A 3,035-nucleotide genomic window follows, 5' to 3' on the forward strand; every position below is an offset into this window, starting at 1 on the left:
CTGATGGCTAGGCGCTTAGCCTGATTTGATACCTGCGATGGCTTTTCATACAGCTTCTGAAACCCCTACTTAGACTCGCTTTTAGAGATCATTAAGCTACGCTCAAATTACCTTTAGAGGGCTGGTTTTAGTGACCCATGCATGGCGCTCTTTCTTATCTACTGGGGCAAAGCTAGCGAAGAGATCACTAGCAAGCTGTGTATAGCTCTTGCCCTCCTTCAATAACCTCTCAGGTGCAACCTTAAGAAGCCAGTCGAACCAGCGATTCCGAACAGTGGCATCGCTGACGCCGTGTTCGGCTGCTACTTCGGCGGCGGTATATGTTCGCTCTGTGTACTGCTGTGCGTACGGTTGAGCGGTCGTTTGGGTGTACGTTTCGGTATTATTAATCATGAAAGTCTTCTCGTTTGGGGGCTTTCGGTCTGTTCGGAGGCCGTCCGCTTTTCTGTTCTGGCAAGTTCGTTCGAGCGTTCGGCTTCCGTTCGGTTTCTGCGATCGCGGCGGCCCTCGCTTCCCATTAGAGCGGCAAACGATGAATAGCATCATGGCCACCAACAATTCAAAGGTCAGCATCACGCCCTCTCGCCTGCCAGCGCTGATTAACAAAGTCTAAGAACAACCTACCGAAGGTGTTCTGTTTGTCTTCCGAAGAGTCGCGTAGAGCTTTTAGGGTAGATGCTAGGTAAATCTTCAAAAGGTCTATGTCGGCAGCTTGCTTGTGGTTCTGCCTTCGCAATTCAGTGATCGTATCTGCTTGTCGCTGTAGCTGAGTGTCTAAATTAGGTTCCACGGTTAAAGTGTTTGTGATCATAATTAAGCTGTCCTGTGTTGCGTGAATCGACATGGTCAGCAGGTGTTGCTTCAGCGCCTGCTACAGCAATAAAAAAGGCGATCGCACCCTCACAGTCCGATCGCCTATACCTCTCAGGGCACCCTGAAAGCATTGCTGATGCTCAAAGGTTTCCCATGTATGTAGGCGATAAAGAAGGCGGTTTCAGGCTGAAGAAGTGGTTCAGAGATTGGCTCGTTGCGCTCAGCGTATTTAGCTGGATCACTAGCAGCGTACTTCTGCTAGTAGAGCCGTTCCCCTTTCCACTTATCGGAATAGTACAGATAGTGATAATGGCTTTTGGTGTGGAGAGGAAACCAAAGCCAAAAGCTAAGCCGCGTGAGGCGGTGCGCGGCCCGAAAAGATAGGGATTAGTTGTATTGTTTTCATTGTTCGTGCCTATTCGTGGTAGGTGCGGACTGGCCGGGGAGAGTGAGCGCTCTTCCCGGCCTTTTCAGTTTTAGGACGGCCCGAAATTATCGGGCAACTCCTCGATGCCAACGCCGAACAAACGGCATAAAGCTTTTGCTTGTGGAATAGTAAGGCGCGGTATTTGACGCCCTTTCTCCCAGGCCCAAACTGTATGTTCTGAGACCTCTAAAGCTTCGGCTACGGCCTTTTGAGTGACAGATTTTTTTTGACGTAGCAGCACAAATTGAGACCTAGCTTCAATGCTTTCACTCATGATACCTTATGTTGGCGTAAGGTTGTGCCAACATAAGGTAGGATTTACCTAATGCTGGAAAACGCCAGTAGACGACAGTCCAGGCAGGGAACTTCCCGGTAGCCTGCCTGGATGCCTCATTCTCTCAAAACAAGCCCCTCAGTACTGCTACGTACTGAGGGACTAAACAAAAACCCCCACGAGCTAACGACTCGCAGGGGTTCTAAAGACAATTTATTCAATTAACGTACATGAAACATATGATACACGATGCCCTAGTAGCTTGCTGGGCATGGCGGACAGATCACCCTGATTGGCGTGATTTTCGGCTTGCGATCATCTGGCCGATCACGATTCACCGAGCTTTACCGCGCTACGACAACGGATTGGTAATTCGATTCCAGCGCCCAGCCATACACCTACTCAATGCCTACCAGGTTGAGCTGGACTATCAGCTATATCAATACAGCCACAAATAAGCCGCCTCTCGCTACGGGGCGGCTTCTGCCGTTTATGCCCATCGCCAGCGCAGCGCCGGCGAGCAATTTTTTAGTGCCATCATGCCATCACCAGAATTGATCCGATCATCGGATGCTACACCCTGCCCAATTTGCGAACAGGAGAACGGGCTATGCGCCTGGACGGAAGACCGATCAACCACCCTCTGCGCCACACTCCGCCAAGACGTAGACGCCAATGTGATAGAGACAGAAGCATCCAAGCCAAAACCCAATAAAAACGGGAAATTCCGAGGGCCGAAAGACCAGGAGCGAGCGGTCAACTCTGCCGCCGTACAAATAGAGAACGAAGTCAACAAGCTGGCGGTATTGGTACTCGAAGGCAGCGAAACTGAAGCCTCTGTAGGCGTCATCCTATCGGCCTGGTGCAAAGAACATCACCATGACAAATTCGCAGCCAGCAGACTGCTTAAAGAAAAGCTCGAAGCGGGTAAGAAGTTCCGCGCTGACTACACCGTTAACGAAGACCACAAATTAGTCCGTGATGACTGCCTACTCAGAGAGCATTTCGGCGATCGCCTGCGCTACAACGAGCTATTGCTACAGCCAGAGCTTGATGGCGAGCTATTTTGCCCAGCAGAGGCCCGAGTCGAGCTAATCACCCGCCATGACCTACCTATCAAGTCAGGCGATAAGGATATTTCTACGCTCACCTACCGACTAGCCAAAGAGAACCCCTATCACCCAATCCGGGAATATCTCAACCGGGTCTATGACCAGTACGGCAACAAAACTCAAATCATAGAAGGCTTTGCAGAGCGCTACTTTGCAACCTCTGTACCCGTTCATCAGGCAATGGTGCGGCGCTTTTTTATCAGCGCCGTCGCCCGCGTGATGGAGCCAGGTTGTAAGAACGACTGCACCCTCATTCTCAAAGGGCTGCAATCATGCGGGAAATCGACTTTCTTTGAAATCATGGCCTCAAAGCCCTGGTTCGACGACTCTTATATCAGCACAGGTGATAAAGACGAACGGCTGAAGCTCCACTACTCATGGATCGTGGAGTGGGCAGAGTTAGAAGTCG

6 protein-coding genes are annotated in these 3,035 nt (G+C 50.7%); 4 read left to right on the forward strand and 2 right to left on the reverse strand.

Annotated features, from left to right (window positions below; translation table 11 throughout):
* Positions 1-102: 102 nt before the first annotated feature.
* Positions 103-393 carry a hypothetical protein gene (locus tag IQ256_RS28680; RefSeq protein ID WP_193859093.1) on the reverse strand — a complete coding sequence of 97 codons (291 nt, stop codon included), beginning with the start codon at positions 391-393 and terminating at the stop codon, positions 103-105.
* Between IQ256_RS28680 and IQ256_RS28685 the strand changes: the two genes are divergently transcribed.
* Positions 392-613 carry a hypothetical protein gene (locus IQ256_RS28685; RefSeq protein WP_193859094.1) on the forward strand — a complete coding sequence of 74 codons (222 nt, stop codon included), beginning with the start codon at positions 392-394 and terminating at the stop codon, positions 611-613. The genes IQ256_RS28680 and IQ256_RS28685 overlap by 2 nt on opposite strands.
* A gap of 212 nt (positions 614-825) precedes the next feature.
* Complete coding sequence (locus IQ256_RS28690) at positions 826-1,197, forward strand: hypothetical protein (protein WP_193859095.1); 372 nt, start codon at positions 826-828, stop codon at positions 1,195-1,197.
* A 92-nt stretch (positions 1,198-1,289) separates the two neighbouring features.
* On the opposite strand, the gene IQ256_RS28695 is transcribed toward IQ256_RS28690, so the two are convergent.
* Positions 1,290-1,514 (reverse strand): helix-turn-helix transcriptional regulator, encoded by a 225-nt coding sequence (locus IQ256_RS28695; protein WP_193859096.1) that lies wholly within the window; start codon positions 1,512-1,514, stop codon positions 1,290-1,292.
* 230 nt (positions 1,515-1,744) lie between these two features.
* On the opposite strand from IQ256_RS28695, the gene IQ256_RS28700 reads away from it, so the two are divergent.
* Both IQ256_RS28700 and IQ256_RS28705 read left to right on the forward strand, forming a co-directional pair.
* Positions 1,745-1,972, forward strand: coding sequence for a hypothetical protein (locus tag IQ256_RS28700; RefSeq protein WP_193859097.1), 228 nt, complete (start codon positions 1,745-1,747; stop codon positions 1,970-1,972).
* An 81-nt stretch (positions 1,973-2,053) separates the two neighbouring features.
* Positions 2,054-3,035, forward strand: a 982-nt coding sequence (locus tag IQ256_RS28705) for a virulence-associated E family protein (protein WP_228025382.1), incomplete at its 3' end; no start/stop codon positions are given.

This window comes from cf. Phormidesmis sp. LEGE 11477 (assembly GCF_015207105.1).
Taxonomy (GTDB): domain Bacteria; phylum Cyanobacteriota; class Cyanobacteriia; order Phormidesmidales; family Phormidesmidaceae; genus Phormidesmis.

What these genes read in the sequence shown, in the direction of transcription:
- IQ256_RS28685 (WP_193859094.1), top strand. Translation starts at nt 392, where the DNA reads ATGAAAGTCTTCTCGTTTGGGGGCTTTCGGTCTGTTCGGAGGCCGTCC.
- IQ256_RS28680 (WP_193859093.1), bottom strand. Translation starts at nt 393, where the DNA reads ATGATTAATAATACCGAAACGTACACCCAAACGACCGCTCAACCGTAC.
- IQ256_RS28695 (WP_193859096.1), bottom strand. Translation starts at nt 1,514, where the DNA reads ATGAGTGAAAGCATTGAAGCTAGGTCTCAATTTGTGCTGCTACGTCAA.
- IQ256_RS28700 (WP_193859097.1), top strand. Translation starts at nt 1,745, where the DNA reads ATGAAACATATGATACACGATGCCCTAGTAGCTTGCTGGGCATGGCGG.